Source organism: Ramlibacter sp. MMS24-I3-19 (genome assembly GCF_050320135.1).
Lineage (GTDB): Bacteria > Pseudomonadota > Gammaproteobacteria > Burkholderiales > Burkholderiaceae_C > Ramlibacter.
Genome location: NZ_CP190017.1, coordinates 3054877 through 3072564 on the forward strand (window position 1 = coordinate 3054877; position 17688 = coordinate 3072564).

Here is a 17688-nt window from a genome sequence, read left to right on the forward strand (position 1 = left end):
CCTCGCGGCTCACCGGAACAGCTCCACCGAGCCGGCGCTCTCGCGCACCAGCGTGGCGCGGTAGCGCGCTTCCTGCTCCTGCGTGCCGGGCACCTGGGCGGCCGGCAGCCGGCGGCACAGCACCTTGCCGCTCCTCGGGAACATGCAGACCTTGCGCGGATGCACGTCCAGCACGTCGCTGCCGAGCACCGGGATGCGCTCGGCGGCCAGGTACTGCTGGACGAACTCCACGTTCTTCTCGCCGATCAGCGTGCCGGCCAGGCTCTTCATCACCTGGCCGCCGCCGAACACCTTGGCTTCCAGCGACGCGCGGCGGGCGCCACGGCGCAGCAGCTCGTTGATCAGCAGTTCCATGGCGAAGGCGCCGAAGCGGCCGCCCGAGGCCGGGTCGCCCGCATCGGGCAGCATGAAGTGGTTCATGCCGCCGACGCCCGCGGTGCGGTCGTGCAGGCAGGCCGCCACGCACGAGCCCAGCGTCGTCGTGATCGCGATCTCCTGGTCGTCGACGTAGAACTCGCCCGGCAGCACCTTGACGCTCGCGCTGTTGAACGCGGGGTCGAAGAAGAAGAAGGAGGCCTCGTGTGCGCGCCGCGGCCGCTGGCGCAGCGCCGCGATCGATGCGCCTTCGGCGTTGAGGACGGCGCTCATGCGGAATCCACCCGGCGGTACACCGTCTTGCCCGTGAGCGTGAACAGGTCGCGGTGCTCGGCGAAGTTCTCCGAGTGGCCGGCGAACAGCAGCCCGCCGGGACGCAAAGCGGCGTGCAGGCGCTCGAGCACCTGGCGCTGGGTGGGGCGGTCGAAATAGATCATCACGTTGCGGCAGAACACCGCGTCGTGGGCGTCGCGCGGCCAGCTGGAGCCCAGCAGGTTGAACGCGCGGAAGTTCACCAGCTGGCGCAGCTCGGGCCGCACGCGGGCCTTGCCCGCATTGGGACCGGCGCCGCGCAGGAAGAAGCGGCGCAGGCGCGCCTCGCCCAGCCCCTGCACCGAGTCCGCCGCATAGACGCCGTCGCGCGCCGCAACCAGCACGCGCGTGTCGATGTCGCTCGCCTCGATCGCCACCTTGGCCTGCGCTTCGAGGGCCGTCATGGCGATCGAGTAGGGTTCCTCGCCGGTCGACGACGCGCACGACCAGATCGACCAGGCGTGCTGCGGGCGCGCACGCAGGTGCGTCGCCAGGATCTCGAAGTGGTGCGCCTCGCGGAAGAACGCCGTGAGGTTGGTGGTCAGGCAGTTGATGAATTCCTGCCACTCGTCGCCGCCGGTGCGCTCGAGGTCGTCGAGGTAGCTGCGGAAGCTCTCGTGGCGCGTCTCGCGCAGCCGGCGCGAGAGCCGGCCGTAGACCATGTTCTGCTTGCCGGGGTGCAGGTCGATCCCGGCCTTGGCACGGATCAGCGAGCGCACGCGCTGGAAATCGGACGCATCGAACGGCACGTCGCGTTCGGCGGAGGCGGGCAGGACTGCGGACATGTCAGTGGGCGTTGGCGGGCAGGCGGAAGCCGGCCACGAGGCGTCCGAGCGAGGCCGCCTGTTCCTTGAGGCTGTCGGCGGCGGCGGCGGCTTCCTCGACCAGCGCGGCGTTCTGCTGCGTCATCTCGTCCAGCTGCGCCACGGCCTGGTGGACCTGCGTGACGCCGGTCGCCTGGCCCGCTGCGGTGCTGCTGATCTCGCCGATCGCGCTGGTGACCTGCTGCACGCTGTTCTCGATGTGCTGCATGGTGGTGCCGGCCTGGCCGACGAGCCGCTTGCCGGCCTCCACGCTCGCCACGCTGGCGTCGATGAGGCCGCGGATCTCGCGGGCGGCGTCGGCGCAGCGCTGCGCGAGGCTGCGCACCTCGCCGGCGACCACGCCGAAGCCGCGTCCCTGCTCGCCGGCGCGGGCCGCCTCGACGGCCGCATTGAGGGCGAGCATGTTGGTCTGGAAGGCGATCGCGTCGATGACGGCGGTGATCTCGCCGATGCGGCCCGATCCCTTGTGGATGTCGGCCATGGTCCCGACGACGTCGCGCACGACCCCGCCGCCGTGGCGCGCGATCTCCAGCGCCTCGTCGGCCAGCGCGCGGGCCTGGTCGGCCGAGCCGGCGCAGGCCTGCATCGCATCGCCGAGGCTGGCCAGCGTGGCTGCGGTTTCCTGCAGGTTGCTGGCGGCGCGCTCGGTGCGCGCGCTCAGGTCCTGGTTGCCGGTGGCGATCTGTTCGGTGGCGCTGCCCAGGCTGTCGCTGCCGCTGCGGATGCGCGCGACCATGCGGCGCAGGCTGTCCTGCATGGTGGCCAGGTCGGACAGCAGCTGCCCGGTTTCGTCGGTGCTGCCCGTGGGCACGGGCGTCGTGAGGTCGCCTTCGGCGATGCGGGAGGCGACGGCGCGCGCCTGTGCCACCGGCCGGGTCACGCTGCGGCCGATGCGCCAGGCCAGCAGCGCACCGAGCAGCACGGCCATGCCCGCGAGCAGGGGCAGCACCAGTCCGTCACGTGCCACACGGACGTGGTGTTCGGCGGCGGCCCGCGCCGCCTCGGCTTCGGCATAGGCGCTGATCGCATCGAGCGCCTTCAGGTAGCCTTGCGCGGCCGGCAGCAACGAGGTGTCGACCTGCTCCTGTGCGGCCGCGGCGGTCTCGCCCTTCGCCAGCTGCTCGAGGATCGTGGCCCGCTGCTCGACGTAGCGGGCGCGCTTGCGGCCGATCTCCTCGAGCAGGCGGCGGCCCTCGGTCGCGGTGACCTGCGCATCCAGCTTCTTCTGCACCTCGGCGATCGCGGCGCTCGTGGTCTTCATCTCGCCGCCGGTCCAGCGGGCGAGGTCGGGGGACTGCCGGCCTTGGCCAGCATCAGCGTGCGGGCGACGTTGACCTGCGTCTGGCCGCTCCAGTGCGCGATGTCCGCGCGCAGCGAGGCCAGCGTGGACTGCGTGCGTGCCAGCTGCTGCAGCGTTGCGAGTTCCACCAGCCCCGCGCCCGCGACTGCGAGCTGCAGGGCCAGCACGACACCGAATCCGCCCGCGAGGCGGCCGCGCAGTCCCCAGGCCATGTCAGGCGCTCGCGGGCAGGGCGCCCAGCGCCTCGCCCAGCAGCCGGTCCATGTCGACCAGCATCAGCATGCGCTCGGCGACGCTGGCGATGGCGGTGACGAAGTCGCTGCCGGCGGCGGACAGCTCCGGCGGCGGCTTGATCGCCTCGGCCTGCAGGTCCAGCACGTCGGACACCGAGTCGACCACCACGCCGACCACGCGCTGCAGCACGGCCAGCACGATGACGACGGTGAAAGGGTTGTACTCGGCGCGCTCGCACTCCAGGCGCATGCGCAGGTCGACGATCGGCACGATCACGCCGCGCAGGTTCACCACGCCCTTGACGTAGTTGGGAGCGCCGGGGATGCGCGTGGGCTGCTCGAAGGAGCGGATTTCCTGCACCTTCTGGATGTCGACGCCGTACTCCTCGTGCCCGAGGCAGAAGGTGAGGTACTCGCCGGGGGTCGCCAGCGGGGCGGGGGCGGCGGTACGGGCGCTTGCCGAGCGCGCGATGTGCGCGCCTTCATTGATCATGTCCATCTGGATCTCCGGGGTAGGTTCAGGTTGTCAGGCATGCGCCACTTGGGGCGCTTCCCGGTGTTGTCGGCCGTCAAGGGCGGCGCTTGAGGGTGCGGCGTGCGTGCCGCGCACGATCTGGGCCACGTCGAGGATCAGGGCCACGCTGCCGTCGCCCATGATGGTGGCGCCGGCCACGCCGGGCACGCGGCGCCAGTTGGTCTCGAGGTTCTTGACCACCACCTGCTGCTGGCCGACCAGCTGGCCGACCTCCAGGGCGACGCACCGGCCTTCGGCCTGCACCAGCACCAGCATCGAGGGACCGCCCTGTGGCAGCGGCGGCGCGCCGACGGCATCGGCCAGCGACACCACCGGCAGCCAGTCGTCGCGCACCTTGACCACGCGGCCGCCGCCCGCCAGCCAGCGGACCGTTCCCGCCGGGGCCTGGAAGGATTCGACGACGCTGGCCAGCGGCACGACGTACAGCTCGCCGGCGACCGCGATCGACATGCCGTCCATGATGGCCAGCGTCAGCGGCAGCCGCACCCGCACGCAGGTGCCGCGGCCGAGGGCCGAGTCCAGTTCCACGGTGCCGCCCAGCGCCAGGATGTTGCGGCGGACGACGTCCATGCCGACGCCGCGGCCGGAGATGTCGGTCACCTGTTCGGCGGTCGAGAAGCCGGGCGCGAAGATCAGCTGGTACGCGTCGGCATCGCTCATGTCGTCGGGCAGCTGCATGCCGTTGCGGCGCGCCTTGGCGATCAGGCGGTCGCGGTCCAGGCCGCGGCCGTCGTCGCTCACCTCGATCACGATGCAACCGCCTTCGTGGCGTGCCGACAGCGTCAGCGTGCCGGCGGCGGGCTTGCCCGCGGCGATCCGGTCGGCGGGCAGCTCGATGCCGTGGTCGACCGCGTTGCGCACCAGGTGCGTCAGCGGGTCCGTGATCTTCTCGATCAGGCCCTTGTCCAGTTCCGTGGCCTCGCCGATGGTGCGCAGCTCCAGCTGCTTGCCCAGGCGCGCGGCCAGTTCGCGCAGCATGCGCGGGAAGCGGTTGAAGACGTCACCCATCGGGATCATGCGGATCGCCATGACCGATTCCTGCAGGTCGCGCGTGGTGCGTTCCAGGTCGGCCAGGTCGCCCACGAAGTCCTGCGCGGTCGCGCCTTCCAGGCGAGAGGCGCGCTGGGCCAGCATGGCCTGGGTGATCACGAGCTCGCCCATCAGGTTGATCAGCTGGTCGACCTTGTCGAGCGACACGCGCAGGGTCTCGCCGGCGCCGCCGCGTTTCGGCGCGGGGGCGTCGGCAGCGGCCGCCGCGACGGGTGCGGCAGGAGCCGGCGTGGGCACGGGTGCCGGCGCAGCGACCGCGACGGGCTGCGGCCACGGGGCGATGCGGATGCTTTCGCGCGGCAGGTGGAAGCTGCACAGGTCCAGCAGGTCGGCATCGTTGCTCGTGGTCTGCAGGCGCAGGCGCTGCATGTTCTCGGCCTGGCCCGGCAGGGCCTCGGCGCGGGACAACGTGCCGCCGCCGCTCACCTCGGCGAACAGCTCCAGCAGGTCATCGACGATGGAGGGCGAGGGCAGGGGGCCGGCCAGGATCTCGAGGTCGCGCGCACCGGCGGGTGCGGCCGCGGCGACCGGTGCAGGCGTGGCCGCGGGCGCCACGACGGCGGGGGCGGCACCGCCGCTGGCCTGCACGTGCGCGTGCAGCGATTGCAGCAGCGCCGCGGTGTCCGGCGGGTGGCCGCCGCCGGCCTGGTGGCAGGCGAGCAGGGCGCGCAGCATGTCGCCGGCCGCCAGCAGCGTGTCGACCATCGCGGTCGTCGGTGATTTCTCGTGCCGGCGCAGCTGGTCCAGCAGCGTCTCCATCACGTGGGTCAGCGCGGTGACGTCGGCGAAGCCGAAGGTGGCGGCGCCGCCCTTGACGGAATGCGCGCAGCGGAAGATCGCGTGCAGCACGTCGTCGGCGGGCGCCTGCACGTCCAGGTCGACCAGCAGCTGCTCGAAGGTGTCCAGGTTGTCGCCCGCTTCCAGGAAGAAGACGTCGTGGAACTGGCGCAGGTCGATGTCGCTCATCGCGGTTCTCCCATCGCGGAAACCTGGCCGATGACCGCCAGCAGGCTGGACGGGTCGAACGGCTTGGCCAGCCAGCCGGTGGCGCCCGCGGCGCGGCCGGCCTGCTTGGTGCCGGCATCGACTTCCGTCGTCAGCACCAGCACGGGCAGGTGCCGCCAGCGCGGGTCGGCGCGCAGCGCGCGGGTGAGGGCCAGGCCGTCGAGGCCGGGCATGTGGCAGTCGGTGAGGACGACATCGGCCGGCTCGTGTTCCAGCTGCCGCAGCGCGTCGGCGCCGTCGACAGCCAGGGCCACGCCATAGCCACCCTCGCGCAGCACGTGCGCGAGCATCTGCCGCATCGAAGGGGAATCGTCGGCGACCAGAACCTTGGTCATGGAACTGCTCCTTGCAAGGCCGGCGACGCAATGCCGGCGATGCGGAGATTGTTCGGAGAGCGGTGGCGGGGCGATGGCCCGGAAAGCGGCGCGGAACCCCGCCTTATCCGGCTCAAGGTCGCCAGATGGCCGTCCAAGATGCGTCCCGAGGAGAGGCGCGTGCGGCTGCTCGTGATCGAGGATTCACTGCTGGACTACGAGATGCTGCTGGCGACGCTGGCGTTGCAGGGCATCGACGCGCGCGCCGAGCGGGTGGAAGACGCCGCCGGGCTGCATGCGGCGCTGGCCCGCGAGCGCTGGGAGCTGGTGATCTCGGACCACCAGCTGCCCGCGTTCTCCAGCGGCGAGGCGCTGGCCATCGTGCGCGCGCAGCCCGCGCCGCCGCCTTTCATCATCGTGTCGGGCGTGCTGGGCGAGGAGGCGGCCGTGGAGGCGATGCGCCGCGGCGCCGACGACTTCCTGCTCAAGGGACGGCTCGCGCGCCTGGCGGTGGCCGTGCGCAACGCGCTCGCGGCGGCGCAGGCGCGTCGCGACAGCGCCGAGGCGCAGGAACGGCTGCGCGCCTCCCGCGAGCAGCTGCGCAACCTGTCGCAGCGCCTGCAGACGCTGGCTGACGAGGAGCGCGCGGCGATCGCCCGTGAGCTGCACGACGAGATCGGCGGCACGCTGACGGCGGTGCGCTTCGATCTCGACAGCCTGCAGCGTCACCTGGCGCCGGAGCCACTCGCGCGGCTGCACCGTGCGCAGCAGGCGCTGGTGCAGGCCGGCGAGGCGGCGCGGCGCCTGATGCACGGCCTGCGGCCGCCCACCCTCGACGCCGGGCTCGCCGCCGCGCTGCAGTCCCAGGTGCGTGCGTTCCGCGAGCGCCACGGGCTGCCGGTGGATTTCACGTGCAGCGGCGCCGAGCGCACGCTGCCCGAGCCGCTGGCGATGGCGGTCTACCGCACCTGCCAGGAGGCGCTGACCAACATCGCCAAGCATGCCGGCCCGGCGCGCATCGGCATCGACCTGCACTTCGGCGCCGAGACGGTGTCGCTGGAGGTGCGCGACGACGGGCGCGGGCTGGAGGCCGGCGCGCTGCACAAGCCCGGCGCGCTGGGCCTGCGCGGCCTGGCCGAGCGGGCGCGCGCGAGTGGCGGCGCACTGGATGTCTCCAGTGAAGATGGCCGCACGACGGTGCTGCTGTGGCTGCCGCTCGATGCGGTGGAGCCCTGCCAATGACGCGCGTGCTGCTGGTGGACGACCACGCGCTGATCCGGCGCGGCCTGCGCGACGCACTCGCCGACGATGGCATCGCGGTCGCGGGCGAAGCGGGTGGCTGGCACGAGCTGGAGCCCTTGCTGGCCACCACGCCCTGCGACGTGCTGCTGCTGGACATCCAGCTGCCGGGCCTCTCCGGGCTGGAGATCCTGGAGCGGCTGGCGAACCGGCCGCAGCGGCCGCGCACGCTGGTGGTGTCGATGTATCCCGAGGACCCGTACGCCCTGCGTGCGCTGCAGGCCGGCGCGAACGGCTACGTGGCGAAGTCGGGCGACACCGCGCAACTGGTCGAGGCGATCGCGCGGGTCGCGCGCGGCGAGCGGCACATCTCGGCCACGATCGCGCGCCTGCTCGCCGCGGCGCAGGCGCCGGAAGGCGCGGCGCACGAACGCCTGTCGCCGCGCGAGCAGATGCTGCTGTCGCTGCTGGCACAAGGGCTGCGCCTGCCGGAGGTGGCCGAACGGATGGCGCTGCCGCCGCGCACGGTGGGCGTCTACCGCGCGCGGCTGCTGGAGAAACTCAAGGTCAGTGGCGCGGCCGAACTGGCGCACTACGCGGCGCGGCACGGTCTGCTGCCGGCCGCCTAGGGACCGATCACCCGGGCGTGCGGTGCTGCAAGGCCTGCCGGCTGTGCTCGGCGGCGGCCTGCAGCGCGGGCCACCCCGCGAGCGCCTGCTCGACGTCGCCCTCGAGGAGCGCCCGCTCGAGGGAGCGGGCGAGCTGTGCCACGCCATGGTCCTGCAGCATCGCCGCGCCGCCCGCCAGCCGGTGCAGCGGCTGAGCGGCCTGCGCCGGGTGCTGGTGCAGCGTGGCTTCCACGGCCGTGAGGCCGGGACCGAGGAGATCGAGGTAGAGCACCACCAGCCGCTCGCGCGTCTCCGCGGGCAGCAGTGCGAGCATCTCGTGCAGGTTGGCTGCGTGCATCGTGTTCAGAGGATGGCGCGGATCGCCGTGCCGGCGCCTGGCCGCGTGCGGATGTGCAGCCGTCCGCCCACGAGCTCGGTGCGTTCCAGCATCCCGTGCAGGCCGACGTTGTGTTCGCCCGGCTCGCCCAGCACCGCGGCCTTGTCGAAGCCGGCGCCGTCGTCCAGCACCAGCAGGCCGATGCAGCCGTCCGGCAGGAACCGAAGCCGAACCTCGACAAGGGAGGCTCGCGCATGGCGGACGATGTTGGTCATCGCCTCCTGCACCAGTCGCACGACGACCGACGCGGTCTCGCCGAGCTCGCGCGGTTCGGTGCCGCGCGAGGTGACACGGAATTCGAGCCCCGCGGGTTCCGCGAGCCGCTGCACCGCGCTGTGCACGGTGGGCACCAGGCCGAGCAGGTCGAGCTGCGCGGGGCGCAGCGAGAACGACAGCGTCTTGACCTGCTGCACGGCGCCCTGGGCGAGCTCGATCGCGGTCGAGGTGTGGCGTTGTGCCGACGCCGCGTCGGGCGCGCGCTGCGCGGCGTGCAGGTGGATCACCATGCCGGTGAGGCTCTGCCCGACCTGGTCGTGCAGCTCGCGCGAGATCAGCAGGCGTTCGCGCTCCTGGGCGGCGATCGCGCGCGCCGACAGCGTCTTGAGCCTGCGGTAGGCCGCTTCCAGTTCTTGCGCCAGGCGCTCCCGCTCCGCGGCGCGGCGACGCTCCTCGCGCACGCGCTCGATCACCTGCGGCAGGGTGCCGAGGCGATCCTTGGTGACATAGTCCCTGGCGCCGCAGCGCAGCACCTGCACCGCGGCTTCCTCCCCGATGGCCCGCGTGACCACCACCAGCGGCGTCGCGCAGCGGCGCGTCGCCATGATCTGCAGCGCCGCATACGGCGAGAACCGCGGCATGTTGTAGTCGCACAGGATCGCCTCGTGCTGCTGCGTGAGCGCGGCCGCGAAGGCATTGGCGTCGTCGACGCGCTCGAGCACGTAGCGGCGATGGAGGTCGGACCGTTCGAGCGCGAGCGCGATCAGCTCGACGTCGTCGGGGTTGTCCTCCACGCACAGCAGGCGGATCGGGTCGGTCGGGGCAGTGTTCGGCACGAGGGGCGGCAGTGTACCGGTCGTAAAGGGGCCAGCTGATCAGTGTGCACGTTCCCGGTGGCGCATTGATGAGCAACAACCGAAACCGGCCGTAAGCCATTGTCTTAAGGTCCACGGTTGAGCTCGGCCGATACTCTGGCTACACACTTGCAAAGCAGTCCAGCCGTGTACGCCCCGCCCGCCGATCGCACTGCCCCTTCGTCGCTCCAACCCGCAGGCCTGCCGCGCATGGCGGCCGACGACCACGAGTTCGAACGCAGCCTCCTGGCCAGCCCGTTCTTCTGGCTGGGCGGCCTGTCGTCCATCCTGGTGTGGACCGGCGTCGCCCTGGCCGTGCTGCGCTGGGCCTGAGCCCGCGACCCTGAAATCGCCCGACCGGGCGGCGCCGCTGCGTCAGCGCCGGCCCAGCGCCTTCAGCGCGCGGGCCACCTCGGGCACGATCTCCGGCCCGCGGTAGATCAGCCCCGTGTAGATCTGGACGACGTCCGCACCCGCGCGGATCTTCGCGGCTGCATCCTCCGCGCCCAGCACACCACCCACGCCCACGATCGGGAACCCCGCGCCGAGCGCGTTGCGCAACTGCGCGATCACGCGGTTGCTCGCCTCCAGCACCGGTCGCCCGCTCAGGCCGCCGGCCTCGTCCGCATGCCGCAGGCCCTGCACGGCGTCGCGCGCAATCGTGGTGTTGGTGGCGATCACGCCATCCATGCCGTGCCGGCGCAGCGTGGCGGCGATGACGTCCACCTGCGCTTCGTCGAGGTCGGGCGCGATCTTCACGAACAGCGGCACGCGCCGCCCGTGCTCGCGCGCGAGTTCCTCGCGGCGTGCGGCCAGCGCCGCGAGCAAGGCATCGAGCGCCTCGTCGGACTGCAGCGCGCGCAGGTTCTTCGTGTTCGGGCTGGAGATGTTGACGGTGACGTAGTCGGCGTGCGGGTACACGCCGGCCAGGCCGGTGAGGTAGTCGTCGGTCGCGCGCTCGATCGGCGTGGCGGCGTTCTTGCCGATGTTGAGGCCGAGCAGGCGCCCGCGCTGGCGGAACGTCGAGCGCTGCACGTTGGCGACGAAGGCATCCAGGCCGTCGTTGTTGAAGCCCAGGCGGTTGATCAGCGCGTGCGCCTGCGGCAGGCGGAACATGCGTGGCTTCGGGTTGCCCGGCTGCGGCTTCGGCGTCACGGTGCCGACCTCGACGAAGCCGAACCCCATCGCGCCCAGGGCGTCGATGCAGCGCGCGTTCTTGTCCAGGCCCGCGGCCAGGCCGACGCGATTGGGGAAGCGCAGGCCGGCGAGCTCGATCGGATCCTCGATGAAGGCCGAGCGCCAGGCCCATGCGAGCGGGGTGCCCTGCAGGCGCTGCAGCGTGCGCAGCGTCAGGTCATGCGCCTCTTCCGGGTCGAGGCCGAACAGGAAGGGGCGTGCGAGGGAGTAGGGCAGCGGCATGGATAATTCTTCGCATCAACAACGCAAGCCGGGATTGTCGCGTGACGCAGGATGAACTGAAGGGCCTGGTTGGCCAGGCCGCACTGCAGTACGTGGTGCCGGGCGAGATCGTCGGCGTCGGCACCGGGTCGACCGTCAACAAGTTCATCGAGGCGCTGGCCACGATGAAGGACCGGGTGCGCGGCGCGGTGTCCAGCTCGGTGGCGTCCACCGAGCGGCTGCGCGCCATCGGCATCCGCGTGTTCGATGCGAACGACGTCGACGAGCTCGCGGTTTACATCGACGGCGCCGACGAGATCGACGCGCAGGGCCACATGATCAAGGGCGGGGGCGCGGCGCTCACGCGCGAGAAGATCGTCGCCGCCCAGTCGCGCCGCTTCGTCTGCATCGCCGACGAGTCCAAGCTGGTGAAGGTGCTGGGCGCATTCCCCGTCCCGGTGGAAGTGATCCCCATGGCCACGGCACGCATCGCGCGGCAGTTCGCGGCCATGGGCGGCAAGGCGCAGGTGCGCATGAAGGACGGCGCCCCGTTGGTCACGGACAACGGCCAGCACATCCTCGACGTGTCCGGGCTGCAGATCGCGCAGCCGCTGGCCTTCGAGTCCGAAGTGAACCAGTGGCCGGGCGTGGTGACGGTGGGCGTGTTCGCCCACCAGAAAGCGTCCGTGTGCCTGCTGGGCACGGCGTCCGGCGTTCGCACCCTGGACTGCCAGGGCGCAGGCGCAGCCGCCTAGAACTGAATGCCGGCCGGGTTGCTGCCCGAAGGCGCAGGAGCGGCCGCGGACGGCACTGCGGAAGGCCGTTCGGTGGGGGCAGGCGCTGCCTTGGGGGTGGCGGCGGCCACCAGCGGCGTGGCCGCCGGCTGGCGGTAGCTGGAGGGCAGCTGCGAGCTGCGCGGATAGCCCGCTGCCGTGAGGAACTGCCCCCACTCGCCCTCGGAATAGCCGGTGAGCTGCTGGCCCCCGATCGTGACGAAGGGCAGGCTGGAGGCGCCGCTCAGGCGCTGCAGCGCGCTGATGTCGTCCTGGGTGCTGACGGTCTTCTCCGTGAAGGGAATGCCGCGCGAGGCCAGGTAGGCGCGGCCCGTGCCGCACGGTCCGCAGTCGGGGCCCGTGTAGAGGGTCACCGGATACCGGCTGGCGACTTGCCGCAGTTCGAACGGCAGTCCGGCGAGGCCGCCCGCGGTGCCGGTGAGCGGCGTCACGGCCGTCGGCGAGGCCTTGGTGGCGGGGTCGGCCGGCGGCTTGTCCGAGTAGGTGACCTTGCCGTCGGGACCGACGATGCGGTAGACCGACTGCGCACCGGCCGCGCAGGCAAGCGTGGCTAGGACCAGGGCGGCGGCCAGGCGGCACGCCGGGAACGAACGAACGACCATTGCTATCCCCTCCGACGACTTCGAAACTGCGTCAGGCCATTCCCTGGTGCCGCAGCAATGCGTCGATCGACGGCTCGCGCCCGCGGAAGGCCTTGAATGATTCCATGGCCGGTCGGCTGCCGCCGGCTTCCAGGATCGCCTGCCGGTATTTTCGCCCGGTTTCCACGCTGGGGGAACCGTCGGGTGCGGCAGTTTCCTCGAAAGCCGCGTAAGCGTCGGCGGAAAGCACCTCCGCCCACTTGTAGCTGTAATAGCCCGCGGCGTAGCCGCCCGCGAAGATGTGGCTGAAGGTGTGGGCGGTGCGACTGAAAGGCGGCGCCTTCAGCACGGCGACCTCGGCGCGGACCTGGTCCAGCAGCGGCATGAAGTCGTTGGCAGGGTCGTGGTCCGTGTGCAGCAGCATGTCGAAGAGGGCGAACTCCACCTGCCGCAGCGTGGCCAGGCCGCTCTGGAAATTCTTCGCTGCCAGCATGCGGTCGAACAGCGCGCGCGGCAGCGGCTCGCCGGTGTCCACGTGCGCCGCCATGTGGCGCAGCACGCTCCACTCCCAGCAGAAGTTCTCCATGAACTGGCTCGGAAGTTCGACCGCGTCCCATTCCACGCCGTTGATGCCGGACACGTCGCGCTCGTTCACGCGCGTGAGCATGTGGTGCAGCCCGTGGCCCGATTCGTGGAAGAGGGTGATGACGTCGTCGTGTGTCAGCAGCGGCGGCTTGCCGTCGACGCCCTCGGCGAAGTTGCACACCAGGTGTGCGACTGGCGTCTGCAGCCGGCCGTTGTCCGGGCGCAGCCAGCGCGCGCGCACGTCGTCCATCCAGGCGCCACCGCGCTTGCCGTTGCGCGCGGCCGGGTCGAGGTAGAACTGGCCCACCAGCTCCCCGTGCCGCTCGATGCGGTAGAACTCCACCGACGGGTGCCACACGGGCGCCGAGTCGCGGCGGATCTCCACCTCGAACAGCGTCTCGATGATCTTGAACAGGCCGGCCAGCACCTTCGGCGCGGTGAAGTATTGCTTGACCTCCTGCTCGCTGAACGCGTAGCGGTCTTCCTTCAGGCGCTCGCCGATGTAGCTCCAGTCCCAGGCCTGCGGATCCTGCAGGCCCAGCTTGCGCGCCGCGAACTCGCGCATGTCGGCCACGTCCTTCTCGGCATGCGGGCGTGCCTTGGCGGCGAGCTCGCGCAGGAACTTGACCACCTGCTCGGGCGAGTCCGCCATCTTGGGCACCACCGACACCTCGCCGAAGTTGCGATAGCCGAGCAGCTGCGCTTCCTCGCGGCGCAGCGCGAGGATCTCGCGCACGTTGGCCGAGTTGTCGAACTTCCGGAACTCCGGCGGGGCCTGGTCGCTGGCGCGGGTGACGTAGGCGCGGTACAGGCGCTGGCGCAGGTCGCGGTTGCGTCCGAACTGCATCACCGGCAGGTAGCTGGGCATCTTGAGGGTGAGCTTGTAGCCGTCCTTGCCCTCGGTGACCGCCGCCGCGCGGGCCGCATGCACCACGTCCTCCGGCACGCCATCCAGTTCGTCCTGCTTCGCGTAGTACGCGAAGGCATCGGTCGCATCGAGCGCGTTCTCGCTGAACTTCTGGCCCAGCTCGGCCTGGCGTTCCTGGATCGCGGCGTAGCGCTCCCGGGCCGCGCCCTGCAGTTCGGCGCCACCGAGCACGAAATTGCGGATGCCGTTGGCGAGGGCCTGGCGCTGCTCGTCGTTGAGCGAGGCCTTGTCGATCGCCTTGTACTTGGCGTAGAGGCGCTCGTCCGAACCCAGGCGAGTCCAGAAATCGGTGACCTTCGGCAGCACGGCGTTGTACGCGGCGCGCAACTCCGGCGTGTCGGCCACGCCGTTGAGGTGGCTGACGGCGCTCCACGCACGGCTGAGGCGCTCCGTGGTGCACTCGAGGCGCAGCGACAGGGCCTTCCAGTCGGCGGGGAAATCGGGGGCGACCACCGCCTCGAGCGCGGCTTCGCTGTCGGCCAGCAGTTCGTCGATGGCGGGAACGACGTGCTCCGGCCGGATCTGGTCGAACAGGGGCAGGCCGTCGGTGGCGAGGAGGGGATTGGTGGGCATGTCCTGATTTTGGGGCACAGGCCGGCAGTGCAAGCCGGCGCCGGGATTGCCCTTGGCAATCGCGGCGATCGGGTCTTGCTCAGACGCCGAGGTACCGGTGCAGCACCTCGGGCTGCGCGCGCAGCTCGGCGGCGCTGCCCTCGTGGGCGATGTGCCCGTTGTTGATGATGTACACGCGGTCGGCCAGGGCCAGCGTCGCGGCGAGGTTCTGCTCGACCAGCACGATGGTCTGGCCTTCGTCGGCCAAGGCGCGGCAGGCCTGCACCAGGTCGTGCACGATCACGGGCGCGAGGCCCTCGAACGGCTCGTCGAGCAGAACGATCCGGGGCGAGCGGATCAGGGCCCGGCCGATGGCCAGCATCTGCTGCTCGCCGCCGGACAGGTCGGTGCCGCGGCTGGTGCGCCGTTCCTTCAGCCGCGGGAACATCTCGTACACGCGTTCGAGTGGCCAGCGTTTCGGCGCGGTGAGCCCGGCCAGCACCAGGTTTTCCTCGACGTTGAGGCTGCCGAAGATGCGCCGTTCCTCGTGTACCAGCTGCATGCCCGCTCGGGCGACCGCATGGCTCTTGCGGCCCACGAGCTCGACCCCGCCGAGGCGCACCGACCCCGATCGAGGCTTCACGACGCCCATCAGGCTCTTGAGCGTGGTGCTCTTGCCCGCGCCGTTGCGGCCGAGCAGGGCGACGACCTCGTTGTCCTCGACGCGCATGCCGACGTCGAACAGGATGTGCGAGTCGCCGTAGTAGCTGTTGAGGCCCTGGACTTCCAGCAGGCTCATGACGTCACCACCTCGTGCATGCCGCCCAGGTACGCCGCCTGCACCTGCGGGTCGCGCCGGATGTCCTCGGGCGTGCCTTCGACCAGGAGGCGGCCCTCCTGCAGCACCGTGATGCGCTCGGCGAGTTCGAACAGGGCGTCCATGTCGTGGTCGATGATCACCAGCGTGCGGCCGCGGGCGATCGACTTGAGCAGCGACACCGTCTCGGCGCGCTCGCTGGGACTCATGCCGGCCAGCGGCTCGTCGAGCAGCAGCAGCGACGGCGACGAGGCCAGCGCCAGGCCGATCTCGAGCCGCCGCTTCTCGCCATAGGCCAGTTGCGCGACGGGCGCGTCGGCGCGGGCGGTGAGATGCACGAGGGCCAGGGTCTCCTGCACCAGGTCGCGCAACCCGGAGACGCTGTCGACGCCGCGCAGCAGGTCCAGCCTGAACCTGCCCCGCAGGCGCGCGAGGGCGGCGATCGTGACGTTCTCGCGCACCGTCAGCTGGTTGAACAGCTGGTTGACCTGGTAGCTCTTGGTGAGGCCGAGCTGGCACACGTCGGTCACGTCGCGCCCGGTGATGTCGTGCCCTTCGAACTCGATGCGGCCGGCGCTGGGTGCCACCTCGCAGGTGAGCATCTTGAAGAAGGTGGACTTGCCGGCGCCGTTGGGGCCGATGATGCCGCGCAGCTCGCCCTCGCGGACGCTGAAGTGGATGTCCTGGTTGGCGACCACGCCGCCATAGCGCTTGGTGAGGCCACTGGCCTGCAGCACCACGCGTCCGTGCCCCGGGTTGGACGATGGGACGGGCATGACCGCTGCAGTCGCAGGCGCGGCCGTCGGCGACTCCGCGGGCGCGGCAGCGTCCGGCTCGGGCTCGCCGCGGCGGCGTGGCAGGAAGAGCTGCCGCACCGCGCCCACGATGCCCTGGCGCAGGAAGCACACCAGCAGCACGAACACCACGCCCAGCACCAGCTTCCACGCGGCGCCCAGTTTCAGCGTGGCCTGCAGGAAGTCCTGCAGGAACAGCCACACGGCGGCACCCACGAGCGGGCCGATCAAGGTGCCGCGGCCGCCGATGGCGGTCTGGATGATCAGCTGGCCGGACGTGTCGAACATGAAGGCGTCCGGCGGCATGAAGCCTTGCAGCACGCCGAGCAGGCCGCCCGACAGGCCGGCGTACGCGGCCGCGATCACGAACGCGGTGAGCTTGTACGCATGCACGTCATGGCCCACCGCCGCGGCGCGCAGCGGGTTCTCGCGGATGGCCGTCAGCACCGCGCCCACGGGCGAACGCACGATGCGCAGTGCGACCAGTAGGCCAACGAAATAGCAGAACGCGAGGAACGGATAGAGCGACCAGCCGGACGTGAAGGACAGCTGCGTGAAGCCCAGGTCGATGTGCGGCGTGGGCACGCCGGGGAGGCCGTTCTCGCCGCCGGTCCAGTCGGACAGCGGGTTGAATTCGACGAAGAAGAAGATCTCCGCGATAGCGACCGTGATCATCGCGAAGTAGATGCCGGTGCGACGCAGCGCCAGCTGTCCGATCAGGTAGCCCGTGATGGCCGCAGCCACCATGCCGATGATGAGGGCGAGGATGACGTTCGGAAAGCCGGCGCGCGTGAGCAGGTAGGCCGCGACGAAGCCGCCCGTGCCGTAGAAGGCCGATTGCCCGAACGACAGCAGGCCGGTGAATCCGAACAGGATGTCGAAGCCGAGCCCGAACAGGCCCCACACCAGCACGCGGTTGACCGTGTTGGGCGCTGCGTTCAGGGCTGGAAGGATGAAGGGCGCCGCAATGAGGCAGATGGCCGCGACGAGCAGGAACAGGGCGGGGCGCTTGAGCATCGGGGTGTCGGTCACTGCCTGCCCTTCGCGCCCATGATCCCGTGCGGCCGCACGAGCAGGACGACGGTCATCGCCGCGAACAGCATCACGTAGGCGTAGCCGGGGTTGACCATCGAGGTCAGGCTGATGATCTCGCCGGCGACCAGGCCGCCGAGCACCGCGCCGGGGAACGACCCGACGCCGCCGATCACGACCACCACGAAGGCCTGCACGAGGATCGCCTCGCCGACCTCCGGCGTGAGCGACACCACCGGGGCGTTCACGATGCCGGCGAAGCCGGCCGCCATGGCGCCGATGCCGAACACCACCATGAAGACGCGGTAGACGTCGATGCCCAGCGAGTCGACCATCACGGCGTCGTCGATACCGGCGCGCACGATCATGCCGAGCCGGGTGCGATACAGCACGAGGTACAGCGCCAGCAGTGCGATCGCGCAGATTCCGACGACAGCGAGCCGGTAGGTCGGGTACATCATCACGCCCAGCGACGTGATGCCGGTGAGCAGCGCAGGTGGTTGCACGCTGAGGGACTGGCTGGAGAAGATCAGCCGGATCGATTCGACGAAGCAGATGCCCAGGCCGAAGGTCACCAGCAGCTGGTCCTCGTCCGGCCGCCGGTAGAAGTGGCGAATGATCACGCGCTCCATGACCAGCCCGAGCAGGCCGACCGACAGAGTGCCTGCAGCCAGCGCCACGGCATACGACCCGGTGGCCTGCCACGCGGCGTAGCCCGCGTAGCCGCCCAGCATGAACATCGCGCCGTGCGCGAGGTTCAGCACGCCAAGCGTGCCGTAGATGATGGTCAGCCCGGAGCTGATGAGTGCCAGCAAGGCCCCCAGTGCCAGCCCGTTGAACAGCTGCGAAAGAAAGTTGGTCCAGGTCAGCATCGGGGCGGCCGGGCGAGGCAGGAGGACGCCGCGGGCCCGCTTCGGCGCGGCCCGGGCGAAGACGGGGCGCGGG

Annotated in this window: 19 protein-coding genes; 4 read left to right on the plus strand and 15 right to left on the minus strand. The window is 71.0% G+C overall.

Annotation, left to right across the window (positions count from 1 at the left end):
* Positions 1–9: 9 nt before the first annotated feature.
* Genes cheD through ACPWT1_RS15275 form a run of 7 tightly spaced genes read right to left on the minus strand, consistent with a single transcriptional unit; the run spans position 10 to position 5969 of the window.
* Positions 10–648, minus strand: coding sequence for a chemoreceptor glutamine deamidase CheD (cheD, locus tag ACPWT1_RS15245; RefSeq protein WP_427912000.1), 639 nt, complete (start codon positions 646–648; stop codon positions 10–12).
* Positions 645–1472 (minus strand): CheR family methyltransferase, encoded by an 828-nt coding sequence (locus tag ACPWT1_RS15250; RefSeq protein WP_427912001.1) that lies wholly within the window; start codon positions 1470–1472, stop codon positions 645–647. The genes cheD and ACPWT1_RS15250 overlap by 4 nt, the downstream gene beginning before the upstream one ends.
* A 1-nt stretch (position 1473) precedes the next feature.
* Positions 1474–2772: a methyl-accepting chemotaxis protein gene (locus tag ACPWT1_RS15255; protein WP_427912002.1), complete on the minus strand. Its 1299-nt coding sequence runs from the start codon at positions 2770–2772 to the stop codon at positions 1474–1476.
* Positions 2769–3023 (minus strand): hypothetical protein, encoded by a 255-nt coding sequence (locus ACPWT1_RS15260; protein WP_427912003.1) that lies wholly within the window; start codon positions 3021–3023, stop codon positions 2769–2771. Before ACPWT1_RS15260 ends, ACPWT1_RS15255 begins: the two co-directional genes overlap by 4 nt.
* A 1-nt stretch (position 3024) precedes the next feature.
* Positions 3025–3543: a chemotaxis protein CheW gene (locus ACPWT1_RS15265; protein ID WP_427912004.1), complete on the minus strand. Its 519-nt coding sequence runs from the start codon at positions 3541–3543 to the stop codon at positions 3025–3027.
* Between the two features lie 27 nt (positions 3544–3570).
* The gene (locus ACPWT1_RS15270) at positions 3571–5595 is read right to left on the minus strand and encodes a chemotaxis protein CheA (RefSeq protein ID WP_427912005.1); all 2025 of its coding nucleotides are present in this window, start codon (positions 5593–5595) and stop codon (positions 3571–3573) included.
* Positions 5592–5969, minus strand: a complete 378-nt coding sequence (locus ACPWT1_RS15275) for a response regulator (RefSeq protein ID WP_427912006.1) — start codon at positions 5967–5969, stop codon at positions 5592–5594. Before ACPWT1_RS15275 ends, ACPWT1_RS15270 begins: the two co-directional genes overlap by 4 nt.
* A 159-nt stretch (positions 5970–6128) precedes the next feature.
* Between ACPWT1_RS15275 and ACPWT1_RS15280 the strand changes: the two genes are divergently transcribed.
* A complete protein-coding gene (locus tag ACPWT1_RS15280; protein ID WP_427912007.1) occupies positions 6129–7190 on the plus strand; it encodes a histidine kinase in 1062 nt (353 codons plus the stop codon).
* Positions 7187–7816 carry a response regulator gene (locus ACPWT1_RS15285; protein WP_427912008.1) on the plus strand — a complete coding sequence of 210 codons (630 nt, stop codon included), beginning with the start codon at positions 7187–7189 and terminating at the stop codon, positions 7814–7816. The genes ACPWT1_RS15280 and ACPWT1_RS15285 overlap by 4 nt, the downstream gene beginning before the upstream one ends.
* A 7-nt stretch (positions 7817–7823) precedes the next feature.
* Here ACPWT1_RS15285 and ACPWT1_RS15290 read toward each other — a convergent pair whose 3' ends face one another.
* Both ACPWT1_RS15290 and ACPWT1_RS15295 read right to left on the minus strand, forming a co-directional pair.
* Positions 7824–8153 (minus strand): hypothetical protein, encoded by a 330-nt coding sequence (locus ACPWT1_RS15290; protein WP_427912009.1) that lies wholly within the window; start codon positions 8151–8153, stop codon positions 7824–7826.
* A 5-nt stretch (positions 8154–8158) separates the two neighbouring features.
* Positions 8159–9244: an ATP-binding response regulator gene (locus ACPWT1_RS15295; protein WP_427912010.1), complete on the minus strand. Its 1086-nt coding sequence runs from the start codon at positions 9242–9244 to the stop codon at positions 8159–8161.
* A gap of 165 nt (positions 9245–9409) precedes the next feature.
* Between ACPWT1_RS15295 and ACPWT1_RS15300 the strand changes: the two genes are divergently transcribed.
* The gene (locus ACPWT1_RS15300; protein ID WP_427912011.1) at positions 9410–9595 is read left to right on the plus strand and encodes a hypothetical protein; all 186 of its coding nucleotides are present in this window, start codon (positions 9410–9412) and stop codon (positions 9593–9595) included.
* 42 nt (positions 9596–9637) lie between these two features.
* On the opposite strand, the gene ACPWT1_RS15305 is transcribed toward ACPWT1_RS15300, so the two are convergent.
* Positions 9638–10681 carry a quinone-dependent dihydroorotate dehydrogenase gene (locus ACPWT1_RS15305; RefSeq protein WP_427912012.1) on the minus strand — a complete coding sequence of 348 codons (1044 nt, stop codon included), beginning with the start codon at positions 10679–10681 and terminating at the stop codon, positions 9638–9640.
* Between the two features lie 41 nt (positions 10682–10722).
* Here ACPWT1_RS15305 and rpiA point away from each other — a divergent pair, with 41 nt between their 5' ends.
* Positions 10723–11415, plus strand: a complete 693-nt coding sequence (gene rpiA, locus ACPWT1_RS15310; protein ID WP_427912013.1) for a ribose-5-phosphate isomerase RpiA — start codon at positions 10723–10725, stop codon at positions 11413–11415.
* Here rpiA and ACPWT1_RS15315 read toward each other — a convergent pair.
* The 5 genes from ACPWT1_RS15315 to ACPWT1_RS15335 all read right to left on the minus strand — a co-directional run bounded on the left by ACPWT1_RS15315 (position 11412) and on the right by ACPWT1_RS15335 (position 17615).
* Positions 11412–12056, minus strand: coding sequence for a glutaredoxin family protein (locus ACPWT1_RS15315; protein WP_427912014.1), 645 nt, complete (start codon positions 12054–12056; stop codon positions 11412–11414). The genes rpiA and ACPWT1_RS15315 overlap by 4 nt on opposite strands.
* A 31-nt stretch (positions 12057–12087) precedes the next feature.
* Positions 12088–14121 carry a M3 family metallopeptidase gene (locus ACPWT1_RS15320; protein WP_427912015.1) on the minus strand — a complete coding sequence of 678 codons (2034 nt, stop codon included), beginning with the start codon at positions 14119–14121 and terminating at the stop codon, positions 12088–12090.
* A 79-nt stretch (positions 14122–14200) separates the two neighbouring features.
* Positions 14201–14899 carry an ABC transporter ATP-binding protein gene (locus ACPWT1_RS15325; RefSeq protein WP_427912016.1) on the minus strand — a complete coding sequence of 233 codons (699 nt, stop codon included), beginning with the start codon at positions 14897–14899 and terminating at the stop codon, positions 14201–14203.
* A complete protein-coding gene (locus tag ACPWT1_RS15330) occupies positions 14896–16743 on the minus strand; it encodes an ABC transporter permease subunit (RefSeq protein WP_427912017.1) in 1848 nt (615 codons plus the stop codon). The genes ACPWT1_RS15325 and ACPWT1_RS15330 overlap by 4 nt, the downstream gene beginning before the upstream one ends.
* Positions 16740–17615 (minus strand): branched-chain amino acid ABC transporter permease, encoded by an 876-nt coding sequence (locus ACPWT1_RS15335; protein ID WP_427912018.1) that lies wholly within the window; start codon positions 17613–17615, stop codon positions 16740–16742. The genes ACPWT1_RS15330 and ACPWT1_RS15335 overlap by 4 nt, the downstream gene beginning before the upstream one ends.
* Positions 17616–17688: the final 73 nt, after the last annotated feature.

Excerpts from the sequence above, each read along its gene's own strand:
- cheD (WP_427912000.1), bottom strand. The coding sequence starts at position 648 with ATGAGCGCCGTCCTCAACGCCGAAGGCGCATCGATCGCGGCGCTGCGC.
- ACPWT1_RS15250 (WP_427912001.1), bottom strand. The coding sequence starts at position 1,472 with ATGTCCGCAGTCCTGCCCGCCTCCGCCGAACGCGACGTGCCGTTCGAT.
- ACPWT1_RS15255 (WP_427912002.1), bottom strand. The coding sequence starts at position 2,772 with ATGAAGACCACGAGCGCCGCGATCGCCGAGGTGCAGAAGAAGCTGGAT.
- ACPWT1_RS15260 (WP_427912003.1), bottom strand. The coding sequence starts at position 3,023 with ATGGCCTGGGGACTGCGCGGCCGCCTCGCGGGCGGATTCGGTGTCGTG.
- ACPWT1_RS15265 (WP_427912004.1), bottom strand. The coding sequence starts at position 3,543 with ATGGACATGATCAATGAAGGCGCGCACATCGCGCGCTCGGCAAGCGCC.
- ACPWT1_RS15270 (WP_427912005.1), bottom strand. The coding sequence starts at position 5,595 with ATGAGCGACATCGACCTGCGCCAGTTCCACGACGTCTTCTTCCTGGAA.
- ACPWT1_RS15275 (WP_427912006.1), bottom strand. The coding sequence starts at position 5,969 with ATGACCAAGGTTCTGGTCGCCGACGATTCCCCTTCGATGCGGCAGATG.
- ACPWT1_RS15285 (WP_427912008.1), top strand. The coding sequence starts at position 7,187 with ATGACGCGCGTGCTGCTGGTGGACGACCACGCGCTGATCCGGCGCGGC.
- ACPWT1_RS15290 (WP_427912009.1), bottom strand. The coding sequence starts at position 8,153 with ATGCACGCAGCCAACCTGCACGAGATGCTCGCACTGCTGCCCGCGGAG.
- ACPWT1_RS15305 (WP_427912012.1), bottom strand. The coding sequence starts at position 10,681 with ATGCCGCTGCCCTACTCCCTCGCACGCCCCTTCCTGTTCGGCCTCGAC.
- ACPWT1_RS15315 (WP_427912014.1), bottom strand. The coding sequence starts at position 12,056 with ATGGTCGTTCGTTCGTTCCCGGCGTGCCGCCTGGCCGCCGCCCTGGTC.
- ACPWT1_RS15320 (WP_427912015.1), bottom strand. The coding sequence starts at position 14,121 with ATGCCCACCAATCCCCTCCTCGCCACCGACGGCCTGCCCCTGTTCGAC.
- ACPWT1_RS15325 (WP_427912016.1), bottom strand. The coding sequence starts at position 14,899 with ATGAGCCTGCTGGAAGTCCAGGGCCTCAACAGCTACTACGGCGACTCG.
- ACPWT1_RS15335 (WP_427912018.1), bottom strand. The coding sequence starts at position 17,615 with ATGCTGACCTGGACCAACTTTCTTTCGCAGCTGTTCAACGGGCTGGCA.